Here is an 18,716-nt window from a genome sequence, read left to right on the forward strand (position 1 = left end):
CAGCGGGGATTACGTAAAAACTTTTCAAGACGCAAGGAACCGCGCGAAAATTATTTTACTGACATTACCACTTTTTCCCAAGCCCCCACCGCCACAGGAAAGAAAATTGTTGCTTGGCAGCCCCGCCTCCCAAGCGGCAAACAACAAAACCCGGGCCGCCGGACCCGGGTTTCAACTCCCAGACAGCCCCCCCGGCTCTTCTCAGCTGTCCAAGAGCAGCAGGCTGGCGCCCAGAACCTTGCGGCTGCCGTCAAACACCACAGGCTTCTCGCCGCGCCAGCGGCTAGCGTGGCGGTGCAAGGCCGCCCGGCCCGAGGTCAGGTTGCGCAGCGTCTCGCCGGTTTCCGCTGCGATCCGCCCCACCCGGGTTTTCAGGTTGCCGTGATAGGTCTCCCGGTGCAGCGCCTCCATCCGCAGATGAAACAGGGACGACCGGCTGCGCGGCGCAATCTGCATCACTGCAACCTGCACGTCAGCCCCGGCCCAGACCCGCAAAGCGCGAGCCTGCAGCTTCTCAGCTTCTTCAAGCGCGCCCGCCCGGAACTGCAGCACGGCCAGGTTCGCAGGCGCAGACGCGCGGCGCAGATCGGCGGCTGGAAAGGCAACCCGCGCCAGCAGATCTGCCAGGCGGAACAGCCGCATTGCCTTGCGCCTGTGCGCACCGGCCACTGCCACTGCCCGCTCCATCAGCCGCTCCCAGATCAGGTCGGCGCGCGACCATCCAGCCTCGCGCGCGACCCGCATTTCCGCGTCCCGCCTAGAGCCCCAGATACGCGGCGCGGACGTGTTCATTGCCGTGAAGCTCATCTGCAGGACCCTCCATTGCTGCATTTCCGGTTTCCAGGACATAGGCGTAATCGGCCAGTTCCAGCGCCAATTCGGCGTTCTGTTCGACCAAGACCACCGACAGCCCCTTGGCGTTGATCTCCTCGACGATCCGGGCGATCTCCTCGACAATCACCGGCGCCAGCCCCATCGAGGGCTCATCCATCAGCAAAAGCCGGGGCTTGGACATCAGCGCACGGCCGATGGCAAGCATCTGCTGTTCACCGCCCGACATGGTCTTGGCCATCTGGGTGCGCCGTTCACGCAAGCGCGGGAAACGGGTGAAGACACCCTCCAAGTCCTCCTCGACCGCATCCTTGTCCTTGCGCAGAAACGCCCCGGTGCGCAGGTTCTCCTCCACTGTCATATCGGGGAAGATCCGCCGCCCCTCCGGCACATGGGCAATGCCGTTGGCCACCACCTTATGTGCGGGCAGGTGGTCGATCCTCTTGCCCTCGAAGGTGATCTCGCCCGCGGTAATCGGCAGCATCCCCGACATCGCACGCAGCGTGGTGGTCTTGCCCGCGCCGTTGCCGCCGATGATGGTGACGATCTTGCCCTCCGGCACCGCGACCGAGATGTTCCGGATGGCGTTGATCTTGCCGTAGTTGACGGCGATATTCTTCATCTCAAGCAACATGGCGCGCGCCTCCCAGATAGGCCTCGATCACCGCCGGATGGTTGCGGATCTCCTGCGGGCCGCCTTCGGCCAGGAACTTGCCAAAGCTCATGCAGGTGATGTTGTCGCACAGCCCCATGATCGCTTGCATGTCATGCTCGACGATCAGGATGGTGATCCCGTCCGCCTTCAGACGCTCCATCAGGTCCATCATCTGCCGCGTCTCTTCCGGATTCATGCCGGTGAAGGGCTCATCCAGCAGGATCACATCCGGGTGACTGGCATAGGCCACCGCCATGCCCAGCGCCCGCTGGTGACCGTGGGACAGATCACCCGCCCGCTCATGCTTCACATGATCCAAGCCAAAGAACTCCAGCGCCTCCCTGGCGCGCGCCTCAGCACCGCTGCGGTCTTCCTTGTCCCAGCCGATGATCGCGGCAAAGATGTTGGGGCGGAATGGCATATGGGTGCCAACCAGCGCATTCTCCAGTACCGTCAGCTCAGCAAACAAAGTCGAGTGCTGGAACGTCCGCACCACCCCGCGCCGGGCCACGTCATGCATCTGCAGGCCGGAGATATCCTCGCCCCGCAGCAGCACCTGCCCCGATGTCGGCGTGTAAAAGCCTGAGATCATGTTGAACGTCGTGGTCTTTCCCGCCCCATTCGGGCCGATCAGACCATGGATCGAACCATGCGCCACCTTGAACGACAGGCTGTCTACCGCAACCAACCCGCCAAACCGCATAGTCAGGTCTTTGACTTCAAGAAAATCACTCATTCTGCCGGGCTCCGTTCCGGCGCGCCATCTGCGGCGCGTCTTTTGGTGAGTTTCTGCACGATGCTTTCCAAGCCATTTGGCAGGAACAGGATCGACAGGATCATTATGGCGCCATAGATCAACGGCCGCATCTGCTCGAGCCCCAGCTCGCGCAGCACAACCTCATTGATCACCGTCAGCACCACGCAGCCCAGGATCGGGCCATAGAAAGTCGCGGTGCCGCCGACAATTGCCCAGGTCAGCACAAAGACCATCAGGTCGATGTCAAAGGCGTTGGGATTGATGGTGCCCACGTAATGCGCCAGCAGCGCGCCGGAGATGCCGGCAAAGCCCGAGGCAATGGCAAAGGCCAGCGTCCGGTAGGCCCGCACATTCACGCCCGAGGCCTGCGCCAGCTTGTCCTGCCAATGCACCGCATGGAAGGTGAGACCGACCGGCGATTTCTCAATCCGCCACAGGACCCACAGGCAAACCGCCACAACAACGCCTGCAAAGTAGTAATAGGAGGTCGGCTCAAAGAAATCGAACTGGTAGAAGCCAACCGAGAAATCCGGCATCGGATCAATCCCCTTGATCCCCTTGGCGCCGCCAAACGGATCCCGGAACCGTTTCCACAGCAGGCGGATGATTTCACCGGCAGCAAACGACCCGATCAGAAAGTAAAACCCCTTCATCCGGAACAGCGGAAAGGACAACAGCACCGCAATCAGCGCCGCACACACGCCCCCCAACAGCATCGAAACCGGCACATAGACACCCAGCTTCTTGGTCAGCAGGGCCGAGGAATAGGCCCCCACCCCCATGATCACCACATGCGCCAGCGACCATTCACCGGTCAGGGTCAGCAGCCGGTAGCTCGCCACCAGCAGCACGTTGATGGTCAGGAACACCAGGATTTCCTGCTGCGAAAAGCTGAGCCCATGCGGCAGGGCAATCAGCGCGGCCAGCGCCGCGATCCAGATCAGGAACTTAGGCACGATCCGCACTCCCAAACAATCCGGTCGGCTTGACGATCAGCACCAGCAGCATCAGCGAAAGCCCCACGATGTCAGCTAGAACACCGTCCCAGAAGGTAGTCACAAAGGTATGCACCAATGCATAGGCAACCGAGGCCACGATGGCGCCCTCCAAGGAGCCGACTCCGCCGACGATGATGACAATGAATGCGGTAACAATCACCGAATGCCCCATATGCGGGTTGACCGAGACCAGCGGCGCGGTCAGCGCGCCCGCTATCCCCGCCAGCCCCGCACCAATGAACATGGCGATCCTGGCGGTCTGGGTGATCGAAATCCCCTGCAGCGCCGCAGCCTCGGGATCCTGCGCCGAGGCGCGCAAGGCCCAGCCGAATTTGGTCCGTTTCAAAAAGTACCAAAGCGCCGACAGCAGCACGATGGCAGCGATGATCACATAGAGCCGCGCCACCGGCAGCCGCACCTTATCTGAAAACGCAATCACCTCTTGCGTCACCGGCGGGATATGCACCATCCGCACGCCGAACCCCATCACCGCCAGCGCCTGCAGGATCATCAAAAACCCGATCGAGGCCACCAGCCCGCCCAGGGGGTTATCCTTCAACGGCCGGAACAGCGCCCGCTCCATCAACAGGCCCAGACAGCCCACAAACAACAGCCCCGCCGCCACGGCCAGAAAGAACGGCACATTCAGCCCGGCATACAGCGCCACAATCGCATAAGCACCCGCCATGAACAGTTCGCCATGGGCAAAATTGATCACTCCCATGACACCAAAAATCAGCACAAGTCCCACAGCAACAAGGGAAATATAGCTCGCAGCATACACGGCGTTGAGGCCGGTCTGCGCCAAAAGGTCCAGCATTGGATTGTCTCTTTATTCAGTCGGTCCCGCGGTGCGGGGACATCTCCCGCACCGCCTGATTGCCAGCCTGAAAGGTCAGCTGCGCTGATCCCACATCTGGTCATAGGCCTTCATATGCTTGACCAGCAGGTCGCCGTGCTTGGCGTACCAGTCAGGGATTGACCGGAAATCCTTGATCCGGGCCTTGCCGCTCTCAATCGCCACCACCGGCCAATCGCCGACCAGCGCATTGTCGATGCCGAACAGTTCGGTGCCCCACCAATCGGCGTTGCCAAAGGCGTGCTTACCCTTGCCGTCCTTCATTGCAGCTGCCACCGCATCCGGGCTGGCCGACCCGGCCTTTTCCGCCGCGGCCTTCCACAGATCCATGATCGAGGCATATTCCCAGCTCACCGCGCCCCATTGGCCCGGGTGGCGGGTATTGAATTCCTCATAGAACCCGTTCGGATCGGTGAAATTGATATTGCTGCCATTCAGCGCCGGATCATCAAAATCCGGGAATTGGAAGACAAAGCCTTCCATGAACTCCTCCGAGGTCTTGGCGATCATCTGGTCGTAGAAATCCGCGGTGCAAGAGATGATCTGCCCCGTGAATCCCTGCTGGAACAGCTGTTCGACAATCGGATGCACATAATCGCTGTAGCAGGTGTCCAGGCAAACGATATCCGGGTTCTTGCTGATCAACCGGGTCACAACCGGCGCAAAATCGGTGGTCGCGGGGTCGAACAGCAGCGGCGCGTCCAGCATCTCGATGCCCGCCGCCTCGAACGCCGCCAGGTAGGTCGCCACCGAAGGCAGCCCCAGCGCGTCATCCTGCGCGCACATCACCGCGGTCTTCAGCTCCGGCTTGTTTTCGGCCAGCCAATCCACCCCTGTGACATTGTAGATCGGATGCACCTCTGCCGGTGCAATCAGCGTATTGGTGTCCGGCGACAGGTCCGACGGCAGCAGGGTCGAAAACAGCATGCCGGTCTTGTCCGCCACCGGCTGCACGCCGGGCCAGGTATCGCCGCCCAGCATCATGATGAAACTCACACCATCCTCGCGGATCAGCTTGGTGGCGCCGGTGCGCGCCTTGGCCGGATCGTATTCGTTGTCGTAGGCCACAAACTCGACATTATGGCTGCCATCACCCAGCTTGATGCCGCCCGCGGCATTGACCCGCTCGGCCCAAATCTGACAGCCATCCAGCCCGGGCTTGCCCCAGGCCGCCACCGCACCGGTCAAAGGCGCCAGAAAACCGATCTTGATGGTGCTGCCCGCCGCCAGCGACGCGCCCGGCAGCCCGGCGCTCATCGCCGCAGCCGCCGTCGAATGAAGGAACGTCCGCCGGGTCAGCCCCGATTTCACGATCTTGGAAATCATCTTCGTCTCCCATGTTGGACCCGCCTGTTTGTTTTTTGCGGCGGTGTGTTCTGCGGGATGAAGCCCTCTTGCGGGACCCGCAGGTTCAGCCCAACGTCACTGAACCAGTTGATCCAAATTGGACCCATCCCGGCTCAAGGCTGGCAGCCACATGGTTCACCGTCAAGAAATTTTCTTTCACTTTCCAGACCGAAAAGGCACCAAAATAGGACCATCTGCGCAATAATGCGGCAAGTAAGGCCCTAAAAACGTCACCAAAACATAACCTTACCACTCACCTTAACAAAGCAACCAGAAAGCCAATTTTTGGACCAATTTCTTCAACTTTCTTGCCGTCTGGCGCAGAAACCGGTAGGCTGAAAGCCAATCACAGCTGCGTCAGATGGTTGCAAAATGGCCTCCAAAGCCGGTATTGGCACCTCTGTTGCTATGACCAGGAGCAGGGGATTCCCCCGCTCAGCCGGCCGGGAAAACCAGATTTATGAGCTCAGCGGAAGAGACCACGTCGCAGATCCTGACCACCCATTCGGTGGGCGCCACCGTACAGGTGGTGATCGACACTTTGTTTGCCCGCATCAAATCCGGCACCTATCCGGTCGACACAAGGCTGCCGTCTGAGCGCACCCTGGCCTCCGAACTGGGTGTCGCCCGCAACACCGTGCGCGAGGCGCTGGATGTATTGGCGGCGCAGGAGGTGATCCACCGCCGCCCGGGCTCCGGCAGCTTTGTCAAATTCCGCTCCGACCCCAAGCCCGAAGCGTCGTATTCCACCCTGGCCAAGGAAGTCTCGCCGCTGGACCATCTGGTGGTGCGCGGCATCCTGGAGCCGGAGCTGATCCGCCTGGCGGTGATCAACATGACACCGCGCCAGATCGAGGAGCTGGACGAGATCCTCTCCCGCATCGAGGCGGTGCGCACCGACACGGACGCCTTTATCGAGGCGGAGGAAGATCTCTACCGCAAGATCGCCGAGGGCTCCGGCAATCCGCTGCTGCACTCCTGCTACGAGCTGACGATCGAGGCCTGCCGCCTGTCCTACCGCACCGCCCTGCGCCGCCGCCACCTGACGCCGCAGCGGATGCAGGACTACCAGAAGCGCTATAACACCCTGTTCAATGCCATCGCCTCGCGCGATGTGGAATCGGCGGTGGAATTCATAAAGCTGCACCTGATCGACGAACAGAAGCTGCTGCTGCAGGAAGTCTGAGGCAAGTTACCCCAGGACCGCGCGCGAACTGGCCTCATTGCCGGGCACCGCGCTTTCCAGCCGCTGGTGCCACAGCTGCCCCAGTGCGGCCATTTCCGCCTTCAGCAGGTTCGAATGCTGCGCCAGCCAGGCCGGGATCGACTTGAACCCGGCAATCCGCGCCTTGCCCTCCTGGATGGTGACAACCGGCCAGTCCCCAACCAAGGCGTTAGAAATACCAAAGATTTCCTCACCCCACCATTCCGCATGGCCAAAGGCATGGGTGACATGCCCCAGCTGCTTCATCGCCGCCAGAACTGACGGGGACTCAACCGACCCGGCCTTCTCGACCGCGCTATGCCAAATGTCCAGGATTGCCACATATTCCCAGCTCACCGCTGACCAAGTGCCCGGGAAGCGGCGGTTGTATTCCTCATAAAACGTGTGCGGCTGATTGAAGAAAAACGCCTTCTCCCGCAGCAGCGGATCGTCAAAGTCCGGGAACTGGAACAATACCCCTTCCATGAAGTCTTCAGACGTCTTCGCCACCAGCTTGTCATACCCGTCCATGGTGCAACTGATGATCTGGCCCTTGAACCCTTTGGCATAGGCGTATTCGGTCATCGCATGCACCATCGGCGTGTAGGACGAGCACCAGCACAGGATATCGGCGCCGCTCTCCAGCATCGGGTCCACCACCGGCCCCGGATCCATTGAGCGCGCATCATATTGCACTTCACGCAGGATCTTCTTGCCCGCTGCCTTGAACGCCGCCCTGTAGACCGCCTGCGTCGGCAGCCCCAGCAGGTCCATCTGGCTGCATAGGGCAACGGTCTTCAGCTCCGGCCGTTTCTCCGCCAGCCAGGCGACACCAGTCACGTTCTGTATCGGATGCGCCTCGCTGGGGGCAATCAGATAGGGTGTGTCCGGTGACAGATCGGTGGGCAGCAGGGTCGAGGTCAGCACCTTGTTGCGCATCAGCAGGTCCTGCACCGGCGCAAAGGTATCGCCGCCCAGCATCAGCATCAGCTTGACGTCGTGCTTCTGCACCAGTTCCATCGCGCCTTCCAACGCCCGGTCCGGGTTGTAACCGCAGTCGTAGGAATGGATGCGGATCGGATAACGGCGGCCGCCGATCAGCACCCCGCCGGCCTGATTCAACCCGTCCTCCCAGATCCGGCAGCCATTCAATCCGGGCAGCCCCCAGCTCTCCACCCGGCCCGAAAGCGGACCCAGAAAGCCAATGTTCACTGATTCTGTCATCCCCACCGACAGCCGGGGCAGCGCCGCGCGTGCGGTCAGCTGATGCGCAAAACTCGTCGTCTTCATGAATAAATCCTACCAAGAAAACAAAGCGCTTCCAGTCCAATCGCGCAGAAAATTATTCCACCCGTGAAAAATTGTTGACTTATTGGTGCAGATTTGGACCTATTTGGACCAGACCAAATGAACCAAATAAAGACATTGGTCTGAACCAATGGGAGAGCCACATGACCAAGAAACGCATTGCCATTATCGGCGCCGGCCCCTCGGGCCTGGCCCAGCTGCGCGCATTCCAATCCGCTGCCAACAAGGGGGAAGAGATCCCCGACATCGTCTGCTTTGAAAAGCAGGACAACTGGGGCGGCCTGTGGAACTACACCTGGCGCACCGGCCTGGATGAAAACGGCGAACCGGTGCACTGCTCGATGTACCGCTACCTGTGGTCCAACGGCCCCAAGGAGGGCCTGGAATTTGCCGACTATTCGTTCGAGGAGCACTTCGGCAAGCAGATCGCATCCTACCCGCCCCGCGCCGTGCTGTTCGACTATATCGAAGGCCGGGTAAAGAAGGCGGACGTGCGCAAGTGGATCCGCTTCAACTCTCCGATCCGCTGGGTGGAATACAACGAGGACAAGGGCAATTTCACCGTCACCGTGCACGACCACGCCAAGGACAGCACCTACAAGGAAGACTTCGACCACGTGATCTGCGCCTCGGGCCACTTCTCAACCCCGAACGTGCCGTTCTACCCCGGTTTCGACACTTTCAACGGCCGCGTCCTGCACGCCCATGACTTCCGCGATGCCCGCGAATTCGCAGGCAAGGACATCCTAATCCTCGGCGCCTCATATTCGGCCGAAGACATCGGCTCCCAGTGCTGGAAATACGGCGCCAAGTCGATCACCACCTCCTACCGGACTGAGCCAATGGGCTTCAAATGGCCGGAAAACTGGGACGAGGTTCCGGCGCTGGAGTCGGTCAGCGGCAACACCGCAACCTTTGTGGACGGCACCCAGAAAGAAGTCGACGCGATCATCCTCTGCACCGGTTACAAGCACTATTTCAATTTCCTGCCGGACGATCTGCGCCTGAAGACCGCCAACCGCCTGGCCACTGCCGATCTGTATAAGGGCGTGGTCTATGCCCATAACCCCAAGATGTTCTATCTGGGCATGCAGGACCAGTGGTTCACCTTCAACATGTTCGACGCCCAGGCCTGGTGGGTCCGCGATGCAATCATGGGCAAGATCGAAATCCCCTCGGACAAGGCGGCCCTTCTGGCCGATGTCAAGGAGCGCGAAGAGCGTGAAGAAGCCTCGCCGGACGTCAAATACGCGATCAAATACCAGGGCGACTATGTGCTGGAATTGATCGAAGAGACCGACTACCCGACCTTCGATGTGGCTGGCGCCTGCCAGGCCTTCTTTGAGTGGAAGGGGCACAAGGCGGAGGACATCATGGCCTTCCGCAACAACTCCTATAAATCGGTCATCACCGGCACCATGGCACCTGTGCACCACACCCCGTGGAAGGACGCCCTGGACGACACGCTGGAAGTATATCTGCAGAACTAAGCAGATCCGCCTGCGCCGTTTCCCTTCCTGTGCGGCGCAGGCCCCCTTCGCTGCTGTGCGAATCTTCTTTCGCAAGCTAATATCCACCTCATGCAGCGCGGCAATAACATGACTCTCGGCTTCCTGATTTTCCCCGGCTTTCCAATGGCCTGCCTGACCTCGGCCATCGAACCCCTGCGCGCGGCAAATGAAATTGCCGGCACTGAAACCTTCCGATGGAAACTTGTGTCCGAGGCCGGCGCCAGCGTGAACGCCTCCGCCAATGTCGCCTTCCAGCCCGATTGCTCGCTGGATCAGGCCGAAGAGATCGACACCCTGTTTCTCCTGTCCAGCCCGCAGGGCAAGTTCGAGGACCCCAAGGCCTCCAACGGCAAGCTGCGCCACCTGGCCCGCCATGGCACCAAGATGGGTGCGGTCTCGGGCGGCGTCTTCCCGCTGGCTCGCTCCGGCCTGCTGGACGGCCACAGCTGTTCGGTCCACTGGTGCTACAAGGCCGCCTTCAGTGCAGAATTCCCCTCGCTTGCCACCACTGACGACGTGATCGTGCTGGACCGCCGCCGCTATACCGCCAGTGGCGCCGCAGCGATGTTCGACCTGTCATTGAAACTGATCGAACAGGCCCTGGGCGACGCGGTGATGACCGAGGTTGCCTGCTGGTTCCAGCACCCGATGGTCCGCGCCGAGGGTGTGCGCCAGAAGATCCCTGCCTTCAAGACCGACAGCACGGCCGACAGCCTGCCGCCGCCGGTTGCCAAGGCGGTTGAGCTGTTCGCCGACAACCTCGAGCACCCGGTCTCGATCCGTGATGCCGCCAGCACGATCGGCGTCTCGCCGCGACAGCTGGAGCGCAGCTTCAAATCCGCCACCGGCCAAAGCCCGGCAATCTACTACCGCACCCTGCGGATGAACGCGGCGCGGCAGCTGGTGATGTATTCCCGTGACTCGATCACCTCGATCGCCAATGCGGTGGGCTACGCCACTTCCTCCACCCTGTCGCAGCACTACCGCGAAAGCTTCGGCGTCACCCCGCAGGAGGAACGCCGCAAGGTGAACCTGTTCCGGGTCCAGGACAACCGCCCGATCCCGTCGGTCTGATCCGCAGTCCTTCCCAGCAAACCATGGCAGCCGCAGGATAGTCCGCGGCTGCTTTTCTGCCTGCTTTTCATCTTGCCGAAAATACTCCCGCCGGAGGCATCCGCCCTCTCCGCACAATCCAGCCGCTTCCGTTGACCGCAATCCGGCAAAATCAAAACGTCCAGCCTCCCGGCCGGGCGTTTTCAATCTACGCGCGTCTCTCAGATCGCCGATTGCGCCGCCGCGACCAAGGCGTGATGCAGCGACCCGGCAGAGCTGCGCGGCCCCACGATCGAGTACTTCTGCCCCGGCTCATGGCACAGCAGGAAAACGCCCAGATGCTCCATCGAAGTCCGGGTGGCATCGCCCGGTTTGCCCGCACGGACATTGGCGTTGCACAGCCGCTCCAGCACGTCAAAGCAACGCGGGCCTTCCATATCGAAGCGGCACCAGCCGTCGGTCTGCTCCACCACGGAACCGACCTCACCGACAGCTTCCTTCAGCTCGCCTGCCAGCAGCTCGTGACTGTCATGCGGGGCTGAGACCATCCACAGGTCCGGCCCCATCCACCAGGCAGCAAACTCACCGCTTGCATTCCAGCTTGCCGGCTCCGGCAGGGCACCACCCAAGTATGACGCCGCCGCAGATTTCGCCGCCTCCTCGCTGCCCTGGCGCGCCGCCAATGAGGCCAGCGCACGGTCCGTCACTTCGCGGATCAGCAGACCGGCAAAAGCATCCACCTGCGGCTCGGACCCGCCCAGGGGAGAGACCGCTTTCAGACCATGATTATCGAACTTACCCACGGAGACGCTCCCCTTCCGGATCCACAAAATGCGCGCTGACAACTTCGACCTGGACTTCCTTGCCCTCCAGCGGGTTGACCGCGCGGATCACCTCGCCTTTGCGGGCATCGCCGCTTTTCAGGAAGCCGATCCCGATCGAACAGCCCAGCACCGGCGAATAGGCGGCAGAGGTGATATAACCCTGATCGGTGGCCGCACTGACCTCGCCATCGGCGTTCATCAGATGCGCCCCGGCCTGCACCGGATCGGCGGCATTCACCGGCTTGAAACCCACCAGCTTCAGTGCATTCTCCTGGTTCATGCCCTCACGCTCGCTCAGCGTGTTGCCGATGCAGTCCTTCTTCTTGCTGACCATCCGGCCCATGCCGAGATTCAGCGCCGAAGTGGTGCCGTTCAGCTCATTGCCCGCCGCATGGCCCTTTTCGATCCGCATGACGCCCAGCGCCTCGGTGCCGTAGGGAACCGCGCCGAACTCCTCGCCCGCTTCCATCAGCTTGCGGATCATCGCATCGCCGTACCGGGTCGGAACCGCGATCTCATAAGCCAGCTCGCCCGAGAAGGAGATCCGGAACAGCCGCGCCCGGCAGCCGCCCGCCACGGTGACTTCACCGCAGGCCATGAAGGGGAAGGCCTCGTTCGAGATGTCGAACTCCAGATCCACGACTTTTTGCAGCAGCTTGCGGGCATTCGGACCCGCCACCGCGAACTGTGCCCAGGCCTCAGTGGTCGAGATCAGCTGCACATCCATATCAGGGAACAGGCACTGGCGCGCAAATTCCATGTTGCGGTAGACCAGAACTGCGTTGGCGGTGGTGGTGGTCACCACGAAATGATCCTCGGCAAAACGCGCCGCGGTGCCGTCGTCATAGGCAATGCCATCCTCGCGCAGCATCAGCCCGTAGCGGACCTTGCCCACCGGAAGCTTGGCAAAGGCATTGGCATACATCTTGTTCAGAAACGCGGCGGCATCCTTGCCCTGCACATCGATCTTGCCCAGTGTGGTCACGTCGCAGATGCCGACAGAATTCCGTGTCTGCAGCACCTCGCGGTCCACCGACTGGCGCCAATGGGTTTCGCCCTTCTTGGGGAACCACTGCGCCCGCAGCCACTGGCCGACCTCGACAAACTCGGCACCCTGCTCCTCGGCCCACTTGTGGCTGGGGGTCTTACGTGTCGGGCGGAATTCCTCACCCACGGACCGACCGGCCATCACACCGAAGGACACTGGTGTATAGGGCGGGCGGAACATGGTGGTGCCGACCTCGGGGATCTGCTTGCCCGCCAGCTCAGCCATGATCGCCAGACCGCCCATGTTGGAGGTCTTGCCTTGATCGGTTGCCATGCCGAGAGTGGTATAGCGCTTCAGATGCTCGACCGAGCGGAAGTTCTCCTGATGCGCCAGCTTCACATCCTTGACGGTGACGTCGTTCTGCTGGTCCAGCCATGCGCGGCCCTTGCCTTCCTTCACGTACCAGAAGGGAGTAACGTTGATGGGCGCATCCTCGGCCTCGGGCAGATCGCCAGCCTTGGCTTCAATCCCCAGCTCCGACAGCGCGGCCACGGCGCCCTCGGCACCGGCCCGCAGCGCGGCAGCGGTGGAGAAATCGCCGTTGGCGGCCCCAGCCACCGACATGTTTTGCGGCAGCTCGCCTGCAGGCACAAAGGCGGCAATATCTTCGCGCCAGGCCGGACGGCCGCGCTGGTGGCAGGTCAGATGCACGTTCGGGTTCCAGCCGCCGGAGACAGCCAGTGCGCCGCAAGGAATATCGCGGGTGGTGCCATTGGCAAGACGCACGCGCGCCCACTCCAGACCCAGCCGGCCTTTGGTGTCGATCACCTGCGCACCGGCAAACAGCTCTGCCCCTTCAACCTTGGGCGCATCTGCACGGGTATCGATCACAGCGGTGACTTTCACCCCCTTGGCGATCAGATCCGCCGCGGTGCGGTGGCCGTCGTCGTTATTGGTGAAAACCGCAACCGTCTGATCCGGCGTCACCGCCCAGCGGTTGGCGTAGGCGCGCACCGCACCTGCCAGCATCACGCCCGGGCGGTCGTTATTCTCAAACGCGATGGGACGCTCGGTGGCGCCTGCCGCCAGCATCGCCCGTTTGGAATAGATCCGCCACAGGATCTGCCGCGGCTTGCCCGCTTCGGGTGCCAGCACGTGGTCGGCAGTCCGCTCCACCGCGCCATAGATGCCATGATCATAGGCCCCGATGATCGAGGTGCGCGGCATCACCCGCACATTCGGCATCGACGCCAGTTCCGCCTGCGCCTGCTCGACCCAGGCCGCGCCGGTCAGGTCGCCAATGCCAAAGGTTTCCGCATTGAGGCGCCCGCCCAGCAGGAAGTCCTCATCGGCAATGATCACCTGCGCCCCGGCCCGGCCCGCGGTCAGCGCCGCCGTCAGGCCGGTAGGGCCAGCCCCGATCACCAAGAGGTCGCAATGCAGGAAGCCCTTGTCATAAGCGTCCGGATCATCCTCGAAACTGATGCTGCCCAGACCCGCTGCCTTGCGGATGATGGGCTCGTAGATCTTCTCCCAGAACGCCGCAGGCCACATGAATGTCTTGTAGTAGAACCCCGCGGTCAGGAAGTTCGAGAACCGGTCGTTCACCGCCATGAAGTCATGCTGAAGTGACGGCCAGCGGTTCTGCGAATTCGCCTCCAGCCCGTCATAGAGTTCGGCCACGGTGGCACGGGTGTTCGGCTCCTGCCGACCGCCGCTGCGCAGTTCGACCAGCGCGTTTGGCTCTTCAGAGCCGGAGGTCAGCACCCCCCGCGGACGGTGGTATTTGAAGGACCGGCCCATCAGCCGCACACCGTTTGCCAGCAGAGCAGAGGCCAGCGTGTCACCCTCAAACCCCTTGTAGCGCTTGCCGTCAAAGGTGAAGCTCAGCGCCTTGCTGCCCTTGATCAGCCCGCCGTCCAGGCGGTTCACCTGCACGCCCTTGCGGGCGCCGGTGCTGCCGTCGGCCTGGAACGCAACCGTTCCTGCATTCATTACTGCGTCAGTCATTTGCTGCGCCCCCTTGCCCGGGCCACATCGCGGGCCAGTTCGACATTCAGGATTTCATGGGTCACGGTGTTGCGGGTAACCACCAGCCAGGACCGGTCGCCCTGCTCGTGGAACCAGAGCTCGCGGTGCTCGCCTGCCGGGTTGTCGCGCAGATACAGGTAGTCATGGAACTGCCGTGCCGCGTCATCACTCTCCCAATCGGGACGGTCAATCAGGGTCGCATCACCCAGATAGGTAAACTCCTGACCGTCCCGCGGCCCGAGGATCGGATGGTTGATAATCATCGTGTGCTCCTTTCCTCAGTGCAGGTTCGGCTGGGCGCCCTGGCCCTTTTCGTCAATCATGCAGCCGCGGCGGAACCGGTCGAGCCGGTATTCCGTGGCCACCTTGTGCGGGGTATCCGTCGCCAGAAGATGCGCGTAGCACCAGCCCGAGGCCGGGGTCGCCTTGAACCCGCCGTAGCACCAGCCGCCGTTGAAAAAGAGGCCGTCCACATGGGTCTTGTCGATGAAGGGGGAGCCGTCCATTGACATATCCATGATGCCGCCCCAGCTGCGCAGCATCCGCACCCGGCCCAGCGCCGGGATCAGCGCCATGCCGCCCTCGATCACATCCTCGACCACCGGCAGGTTGCCGCGCTGCGCGTAAGAATTGTACATGTCCAGGTCGCCGCCAAAGACCAGACCGCCCTTGTCCGACTGGCTGCAATAGAAGTGGCCGGCGCCAAAGGTGATCACGCCGTCCAGCACCGGCTTCAGCCCTTCGGAGACAAAGGCCTGCAGCACATGGCTCTCGATCGGCAGGCGCATACCGGCCTTCTCCATCACCCGGCTGGAGGAACCCGCAACACAGCTCGCCACCTTGTTGGCGCCGATAAAGCCCTTGGTGGTCTCCACGCCCAGGCATTTGCCGTTCTCGATCTTGAAGCCGGTGACTTCGCAGTTCTGGATGATGTCAACCCCGCGCAGATCCGCGCCGCGGGCATAACCCCAGGCTACCGCGTCATGGCGCACAGTACCGCCGCGGCGGTGCAAGAGGCCGCCCTTGATCGGGAAACGCGCGTTGTTGAAGTTCAGGAACGGATACATCGCCCGGACGCCGTCAACATCCAGCAGCTCCGCATCCGATCCGTTCAGGATCATCGCATTGCCCCGGCGCCGCGCCGCATCGCGCTGCGCATCGGTGTGCACCAGGTTCAGAATACCGCGCTGGCTGACCATGGCGTTATAGTTGAAGTCCTGCTCCAGCCCTTCCCACAGCTTCAGCGACAGCTCGTAAAACGGCTCATTGCCGTCCAGCAGGTAGTTGGAGCGGATAATGGTGGTATTGCGGCCCACATTGCCGCCGCCGATCCAGCCCTTCTCGATCACCGCCACATTGGTGATGCCGTGGTTCTTGGCCAGGTAATAGGCCGTCGCCAGCCCGTGCCCGCCGCCGCCGATGATCACCACATCGTAGCTTTTCTTGGGTTCCGGATCGCGCCAGGCAGGCCGCCATCCCTTGTGGCCCGTCAGGGCCTCCTTGATCACTTTCAGGCCGGAATACCGCATGATGTCCTCTCAACTGTCCCCGCAAGAGTCGTTGAGAAACGCAGGTTTTCACAGAGCGATATCGGACACTGGGCACGCCATTTGCGTCATTCCACGCAAATCACCAATACAGATGCAGCATCAGACACAGTGCAATCACAGCGTGATTTTCACATTAAATCACTACTTTCATTCACAAAAATCATACCTCACCACAACTTCAATAAAAACACCGCCCTCGCCCGGTTTGCGTCACCCGTAGCTGCATCCTCGCCAAATGCGGCAAAAACGACTCACTCCGAAAGGTCGGTCTGATCCAGCTCGTTCAGCAGATCCAGCAGCGCCTCATAGCGGTCCGCCCCCATCCTGGCCCGGGTCCGCTCCATCAGCTCCAGGCTGGCCTCCAGATTGTCGGCAATGACCTTCTCCCCCGCCGGTGAAATCTGCACCACTTGGCGGCGGCGATCCTCCTGGTCGCGCTTCCGGCTGATCAGCTGCTTTTCCTCAAGCTTCTGCAGGATCCGCGTAAGGCTGGGCAGCAGCAGACAGGCCTTGTCTGCGATCTGGGTCGGGTCGATCGGCCCGCCCTCCTGCACCACCCGCAGCACCCTCCATTGCTGCTCGGTCAGCCCCGCGCCGCTCAGCAGCGCCCGGATCGGACCCATCACACGCTCCCGCGCCCTCAGAAGGGCGATTGGCAGCGAACGGTCGGTGGAAGGCATCATCCTGGTCATATGCGATTATCGCCGCGCTTCCGGTTAAACGCAATTGCCGCTTGGGTTTCTTCTTCTTGACTCATCGCCGCACAATTGATAACATGTTAAGTAATTCCGAAGAGGTACCGCAGATGCCGCACATCACGCTGGACTACTCAGCCAACATGGAGGCCCGCACCGACATCGCCGCATTGTGCAGCCATCTGCGGCAGGCCGCAGCAGCAACCGGCGTGTTCCCATTGGCCGGCATACGGGTGCGCGCCTTTGCCGCCAATCACGTCTCGATTGCCGATGGCAATTCGCAGCACGGCTATATCGACATCTCCATCCGGCTGCGCGCGGGCCGCGATCTGGACACCTGCAAACGCGCCGCGCAGGCGGTGTTCGACGCGGCGCAAACCTTTCTTGAATCGGCCCTGCAGCGGCACTCCATCGCCCTGTCGCTGGAGATGCGCGACATCGACCCGGAGCTTTCCCCGAAATGCGGCACCATCCGCGACCACATGCGAAAGGCGGACCAGTGATGAGCGATCTGACCACCAACATCGAAACGCTGAACAGCCACCTGGCACGCTTCCGCGAAACCGGCATCCTGAACCTGATCGGCGGCGAGAGCCGCCCCGCCGCCTCCGGCAACACCTTCGAAACATCCTCGCCGGTGGATGAAAGCGTGATCTGCGCCGTCGCCAAGGGCGGCGCAGAGGACATCGACGCGGCGGCAGCGGCCGCCAAGGCAGCCTTCCCGGCCTGGCGCGACATGCCGGCGCTGGAGCGCAAGAAGATCCTCAACCGCATCGCCGACCTTATCGTCGAACGCGCCGAAGAGATTGCCCTCTGCGAATGCTGGGACACCGGCCAGGCTCTGCGCTTCATGTCCAAGGCCGCCCTGCGCGGCGCCGAAAACTTCCGCTTCTTTGCGGACAAGGCGACCTCCGCCCGCGACGGGCAGCAGCTGCAGTCGCGAACCCTGATGAATGTGACAACCCGCGTGCCGATCGGCCCGGTCGGCGTCATCACCCCCTGGAACACGCCTTTCATGCTGTCGACCTGGAAGATCGCCCCCGCGCTGGCAGCCGGCTGCACTGTGGTCCACAAGCCGGCCGAGTTCTCCCCCCTCACCGCCCGCATCCTGGCCGAGATCGCCCATGAGGCGGGCCTTCCGCCTGGTGTCTGGAACTTGGTCAACGGTTATGGCGAGGACGCAGGCAAAGCCCTCACCGAACACCCCGACATCAAGGCCATCGCCTTTGTCGGCGAATCCAAAACCGGCTCGATGATCATGAAGCAGGGCGCCGATACCCTGAAGCGGGTGCATTTCGAACTCGGCGGCAAGAACCCGGTGGTGGTCTTCGACGACGCCGATCTAGACCGCGCGCTCGATGCCGCGATTTTCATGATCTACTCGCTCAATGGCGAGCGCTGCACCTCCTCCTCACGCCTGCTGGTGCAGGAGAGCATTGCCGACGGCTTCGAAGCCAAGCTCATCGAACGCGTCAATAACATCCGCGTCGGCCACCCGCTGGACCCGGCCACCGAGGTCGGCCCGCTGATCCACAAGGTGCATTTCGACAAGGTCACCTCCTACTTTGAGACCGCCAAACAGGATGGCGCCACCATCGCCGCAGGCGGCACCCGCGCAGGCGGCAAGGGCTGGTTCGTGCGCCCCACCCTGTTCACCAATGCCACCAACGACATGACCATCGCCCAGGAAGAAATCTTTGGGCCCGTCCTCACATCCATCCGCTTCAAGGACGAAGATGAGGCTCTAAACTTGGCAAATGACACCCAATACGGTCTCACCGGCTATGTCTGGACCAACGACCTCACCCGCGCCCTGCGCTTCACCAACCATCTCGAGGCCGGGATGATCTGGGTGAACTCGGAAAATGTCCGCCACCTGCCCACCCCCTTTGGCGGCGTCAAGGCCAGCGGCATCGGCCGCGACGGCGGCGACTGGTCGTTCGAGTTCTACATGGAGCAAAAACACATCGGCTTTGCGCTCGGCCAGCACACAATCCCGCGCCTCGGCGCCTGATCCATTCTTCATCTGGCTAAAAATATCCCGGGGAGCGAGGGGGGGAGGGAGGGCCATCCCCCCCCAACCCCCAACAGAAAGAGAAAGACAA

General features: G+C 61.9%; 17 protein-coding genes. 5 read left to right on the forward strand and 12 right to left on the reverse strand.

Going from position 1 to position 18,716, the window contains the following annotated elements:
• Nucleotides 1-201: 201 nt before the first annotated feature.
• From ACXAHG_RS21260 to ACXAHG_RS21285, 6 genes are all read right to left on the reverse strand, one after another.
• Nucleotides 202-807, reverse strand: a complete 606-nt coding sequence (locus ACXAHG_RS21260; RefSeq protein ID WP_475060540.1) for a tetratricopeptide repeat protein — start codon at nt 805-807, stop codon at nt 202-204.
• Complete coding sequence (locus ACXAHG_RS21265; protein WP_475039715.1) at nt 758-1,465, reverse strand: ABC transporter ATP-binding protein; 708 nt, start codon at nt 1,463-1,465, stop codon at nt 758-760. Before ACXAHG_RS21265 ends, ACXAHG_RS21260 begins: the two co-directional genes overlap by 50 nt.
• Nucleotides 1,455-2,222, reverse strand: a complete 768-nt coding sequence (locus ACXAHG_RS21270) for an ABC transporter ATP-binding protein (protein ID WP_475039717.1) — start codon at nt 2,220-2,222, stop codon at nt 1,455-1,457. Before ACXAHG_RS21270 ends, ACXAHG_RS21265 begins: the two co-directional genes overlap by 11 nt.
• Nucleotides 2,219-3,199 carry a branched-chain amino acid ABC transporter permease gene (locus tag ACXAHG_RS21275; protein WP_475039719.1) on the reverse strand — a complete coding sequence of 327 codons (981 nt, stop codon included), beginning with the start codon at nt 3,197-3,199 and terminating at the stop codon, nt 2,219-2,221. The genes ACXAHG_RS21270 and ACXAHG_RS21275 overlap by 4 nt, the downstream gene beginning before the upstream one ends.
• The gene (locus tag ACXAHG_RS21280; protein WP_475033294.1) at nt 3,192-4,061 is read right to left on the reverse strand and encodes a branched-chain amino acid ABC transporter permease; all 870 of its coding nucleotides are present in this window, start codon (nt 4,059-4,061) and stop codon (nt 3,192-3,194) included. The genes ACXAHG_RS21275 and ACXAHG_RS21280 overlap by 8 nt, the downstream gene beginning before the upstream one ends.
• A gap of 75 nt (nt 4,062-4,136) precedes the next feature.
• Nucleotides 4,137-5,426: an ABC transporter substrate-binding protein gene (locus ACXAHG_RS21285; protein WP_475039720.1), complete on the reverse strand. Its 1,290-nt coding sequence runs from the start codon at nt 5,424-5,426 to the stop codon at nt 4,137-4,139.
• A 481-nt stretch (nt 5,427-5,907) separates the two neighbouring features.
• On the opposite strand from ACXAHG_RS21285, the gene ACXAHG_RS21290 reads away from it, so the two are divergent.
• Entirely contained in the window at nt 5,908-6,633 is a 726-nt protein-coding gene (locus tag ACXAHG_RS21290; protein WP_475039722.1) for a FadR/GntR family transcriptional regulator, read from the forward strand.
• Between the two features lie 6 nt (nt 6,634-6,639).
• Here the strand turns inward: ACXAHG_RS21290 and ACXAHG_RS21295 are convergent, their stop codons facing one another.
• Nucleotides 6,640-7,941 carry an ABC transporter substrate-binding protein gene (locus ACXAHG_RS21295; RefSeq protein WP_475039724.1) on the reverse strand — a complete coding sequence of 434 codons (1,302 nt, stop codon included), beginning with the start codon at nt 7,939-7,941 and terminating at the stop codon, nt 6,640-6,642.
• A 161-nt stretch (nt 7,942-8,102) separates the two neighbouring features.
• Here ACXAHG_RS21295 and ACXAHG_RS21300 point away from each other — a divergent pair, with 161 nt between their 5' ends.
• Both ACXAHG_RS21300 and ACXAHG_RS21305 read left to right on the forward strand, forming a co-directional pair.
• Complete coding sequence (locus ACXAHG_RS21300) at nt 8,103-9,449, forward strand: NAD(P)-binding domain-containing protein (RefSeq protein WP_475060543.1); 1,347 nt, start codon at nt 8,103-8,105, stop codon at nt 9,447-9,449.
• Between the two features lie 90 nt (nt 9,450-9,539).
• A complete protein-coding gene (locus ACXAHG_RS21305) occupies nt 9,540-10,544 on the forward strand; it encodes a GlxA family transcriptional regulator (protein ID WP_475060545.1) in 1,005 nt (334 codons plus the stop codon).
• Between the two features lie 200 nt (nt 10,545-10,744).
• Here the strand turns inward: ACXAHG_RS21305 and ACXAHG_RS21310 are convergent, their stop codons facing one another.
• From ACXAHG_RS21310 to hpaR, 5 genes are all read right to left on the reverse strand, one after another.
• A complete protein-coding gene (locus tag ACXAHG_RS21310) occupies nt 10,745-11,326 on the reverse strand; it encodes a sarcosine oxidase subunit gamma (RefSeq protein ID WP_475060548.1) in 582 nt (193 codons plus the stop codon).
• Nucleotides 11,319-14,330, reverse strand: coding sequence for a sarcosine oxidase subunit alpha family protein (locus ACXAHG_RS21315; RefSeq protein ID WP_475060560.1), 3,012 nt, complete (start codon nt 14,328-14,330; stop codon nt 11,319-11,321). Before ACXAHG_RS21315 ends, ACXAHG_RS21310 begins: the two co-directional genes overlap by 8 nt.
• 11 nt (nt 14,331-14,341) lie before the next feature.
• On the reverse strand, nt 14,342-14,629 hold the full coding sequence (locus ACXAHG_RS21320) for a sarcosine oxidase subunit delta (protein ID WP_475060550.1): 288 nt from the start codon (nt 14,627-14,629) through the stop codon (nt 14,342-14,344).
• Between the two features lie 15 nt (nt 14,630-14,644).
• Complete coding sequence (locus ACXAHG_RS21325; protein WP_475060553.1) at nt 14,645-15,895, reverse strand: sarcosine oxidase subunit beta family protein; 1,251 nt, start codon at nt 15,893-15,895, stop codon at nt 14,645-14,647.
• Between the two features lie 272 nt (nt 15,896-16,167).
• Nucleotides 16,168-16,608 (reverse strand): homoprotocatechuate degradation operon regulator HpaR, encoded by a 441-nt coding sequence (hpaR, locus tag ACXAHG_RS21330; protein ID WP_475060555.1) that lies wholly within the window; start codon nt 16,606-16,608, stop codon nt 16,168-16,170.
• A gap of 113 nt (nt 16,609-16,721) precedes the next feature.
• On the opposite strand from hpaR, the gene ACXAHG_RS21335 reads away from it, so the two are divergent.
• The gene (locus tag ACXAHG_RS21335; protein WP_475060563.1) at nt 16,722-17,114 is read left to right on the forward strand and encodes a 5-carboxymethyl-2-hydroxymuconate Delta-isomerase; all 393 of its coding nucleotides are present in this window, start codon (nt 16,722-16,724) and stop codon (nt 17,112-17,114) included.
• Nucleotides 17,114-18,625 carry a 5-carboxymethyl-2-hydroxymuconate semialdehyde dehydrogenase gene (gene hpaE / locus ACXAHG_RS21340; RefSeq protein WP_475060558.1) on the forward strand — a complete coding sequence of 504 codons (1,512 nt, stop codon included), beginning with the start codon at nt 17,114-17,116 and terminating at the stop codon, nt 18,623-18,625. The genes ACXAHG_RS21335 and hpaE overlap by 1 nt, the downstream gene beginning before the upstream one ends.
• Nucleotides 18,626-18,716: the final 91 nt, after the last annotated feature.

Source organism: Leisingera sp. ABD4_442 (genome assembly GCF_056160905.1).

Bases quoted from the DNA above. Each gene is read 5' to 3' on its own strand.
- ACXAHG_RS21260 (WP_475060540.1), bottom strand. From the start codon at position 807: ATGAGCTTCACGGCAATGAACACGTCCGCGCCGCGTATCTGGGGCTCT.
- ACXAHG_RS21265 (WP_475039715.1), bottom strand. From the start codon at position 1,465: ATGTTGCTTGAGATGAAGAATATCGCCGTCAACTACGGCAAGATCAAC.
- ACXAHG_RS21270 (WP_475039717.1), bottom strand. From the start codon at position 2,222: ATGAGTGATTTTCTTGAAGTCAAAGACCTGACTATGCGGTTTGGCGGG.
- ACXAHG_RS21280 (WP_475033294.1), bottom strand. From the start codon at position 4,061: ATGCTGGACCTTTTGGCGCAGACCGGCCTCAACGCCGTGTATGCTGCG.
- ACXAHG_RS21285 (WP_475039720.1), bottom strand. From the start codon at position 5,426: ATGATTTCCAAGATCGTGAAATCGGGGCTGACCCGGCGGACGTTCCTT.
- ACXAHG_RS21290 (WP_475039722.1), top strand. From the start codon at position 5,908: ATGAGCTCAGCGGAAGAGACCACGTCGCAGATCCTGACCACCCATTCG.
- ACXAHG_RS21295 (WP_475039724.1), bottom strand. From the start codon at position 7,941: ATGAAGACGACGAGTTTTGCGCATCAGCTGACCGCACGCGCGGCGCTG.
- ACXAHG_RS21300 (WP_475060543.1), top strand. From the start codon at position 8,103: ATGACCAAGAAACGCATTGCCATTATCGGCGCCGGCCCCTCGGGCCTG.
- ACXAHG_RS21305 (WP_475060545.1), top strand. From the start codon at position 9,540: ATGCAGCGCGGCAATAACATGACTCTCGGCTTCCTGATTTTCCCCGGC.
- ACXAHG_RS21315 (WP_475060560.1), bottom strand. From the start codon at position 14,330: ATGAATGCAGGAACGGTTGCGTTCCAGGCCGACGGCAGCACCGGCGCC.
- ACXAHG_RS21320 (WP_475060550.1), bottom strand. From the start codon at position 14,629: ATGATTATCAACCATCCGATCCTCGGGCCGCGGGACGGTCAGGAGTTT.
- ACXAHG_RS21325 (WP_475060553.1), bottom strand. From the start codon at position 15,895: ATGCGGTATTCCGGCCTGAAAGTGATCAAGGAGGCCCTGACGGGCCAC.
- hpaR (WP_475060555.1), bottom strand. From the start codon at position 16,608: ATGACCAGGATGATGCCTTCCACCGACCGTTCGCTGCCAATCGCCCTT.
- ACXAHG_RS21335 (WP_475060563.1), top strand. From the start codon at position 16,722: ATGCCGCACATCACGCTGGACTACTCAGCCAACATGGAGGCCCGCACC.
- hpaE (WP_475060558.1), top strand. From the start codon at position 17,114: ATGAGCGATCTGACCACCAACATCGAAACGCTGAACAGCCACCTGGCA.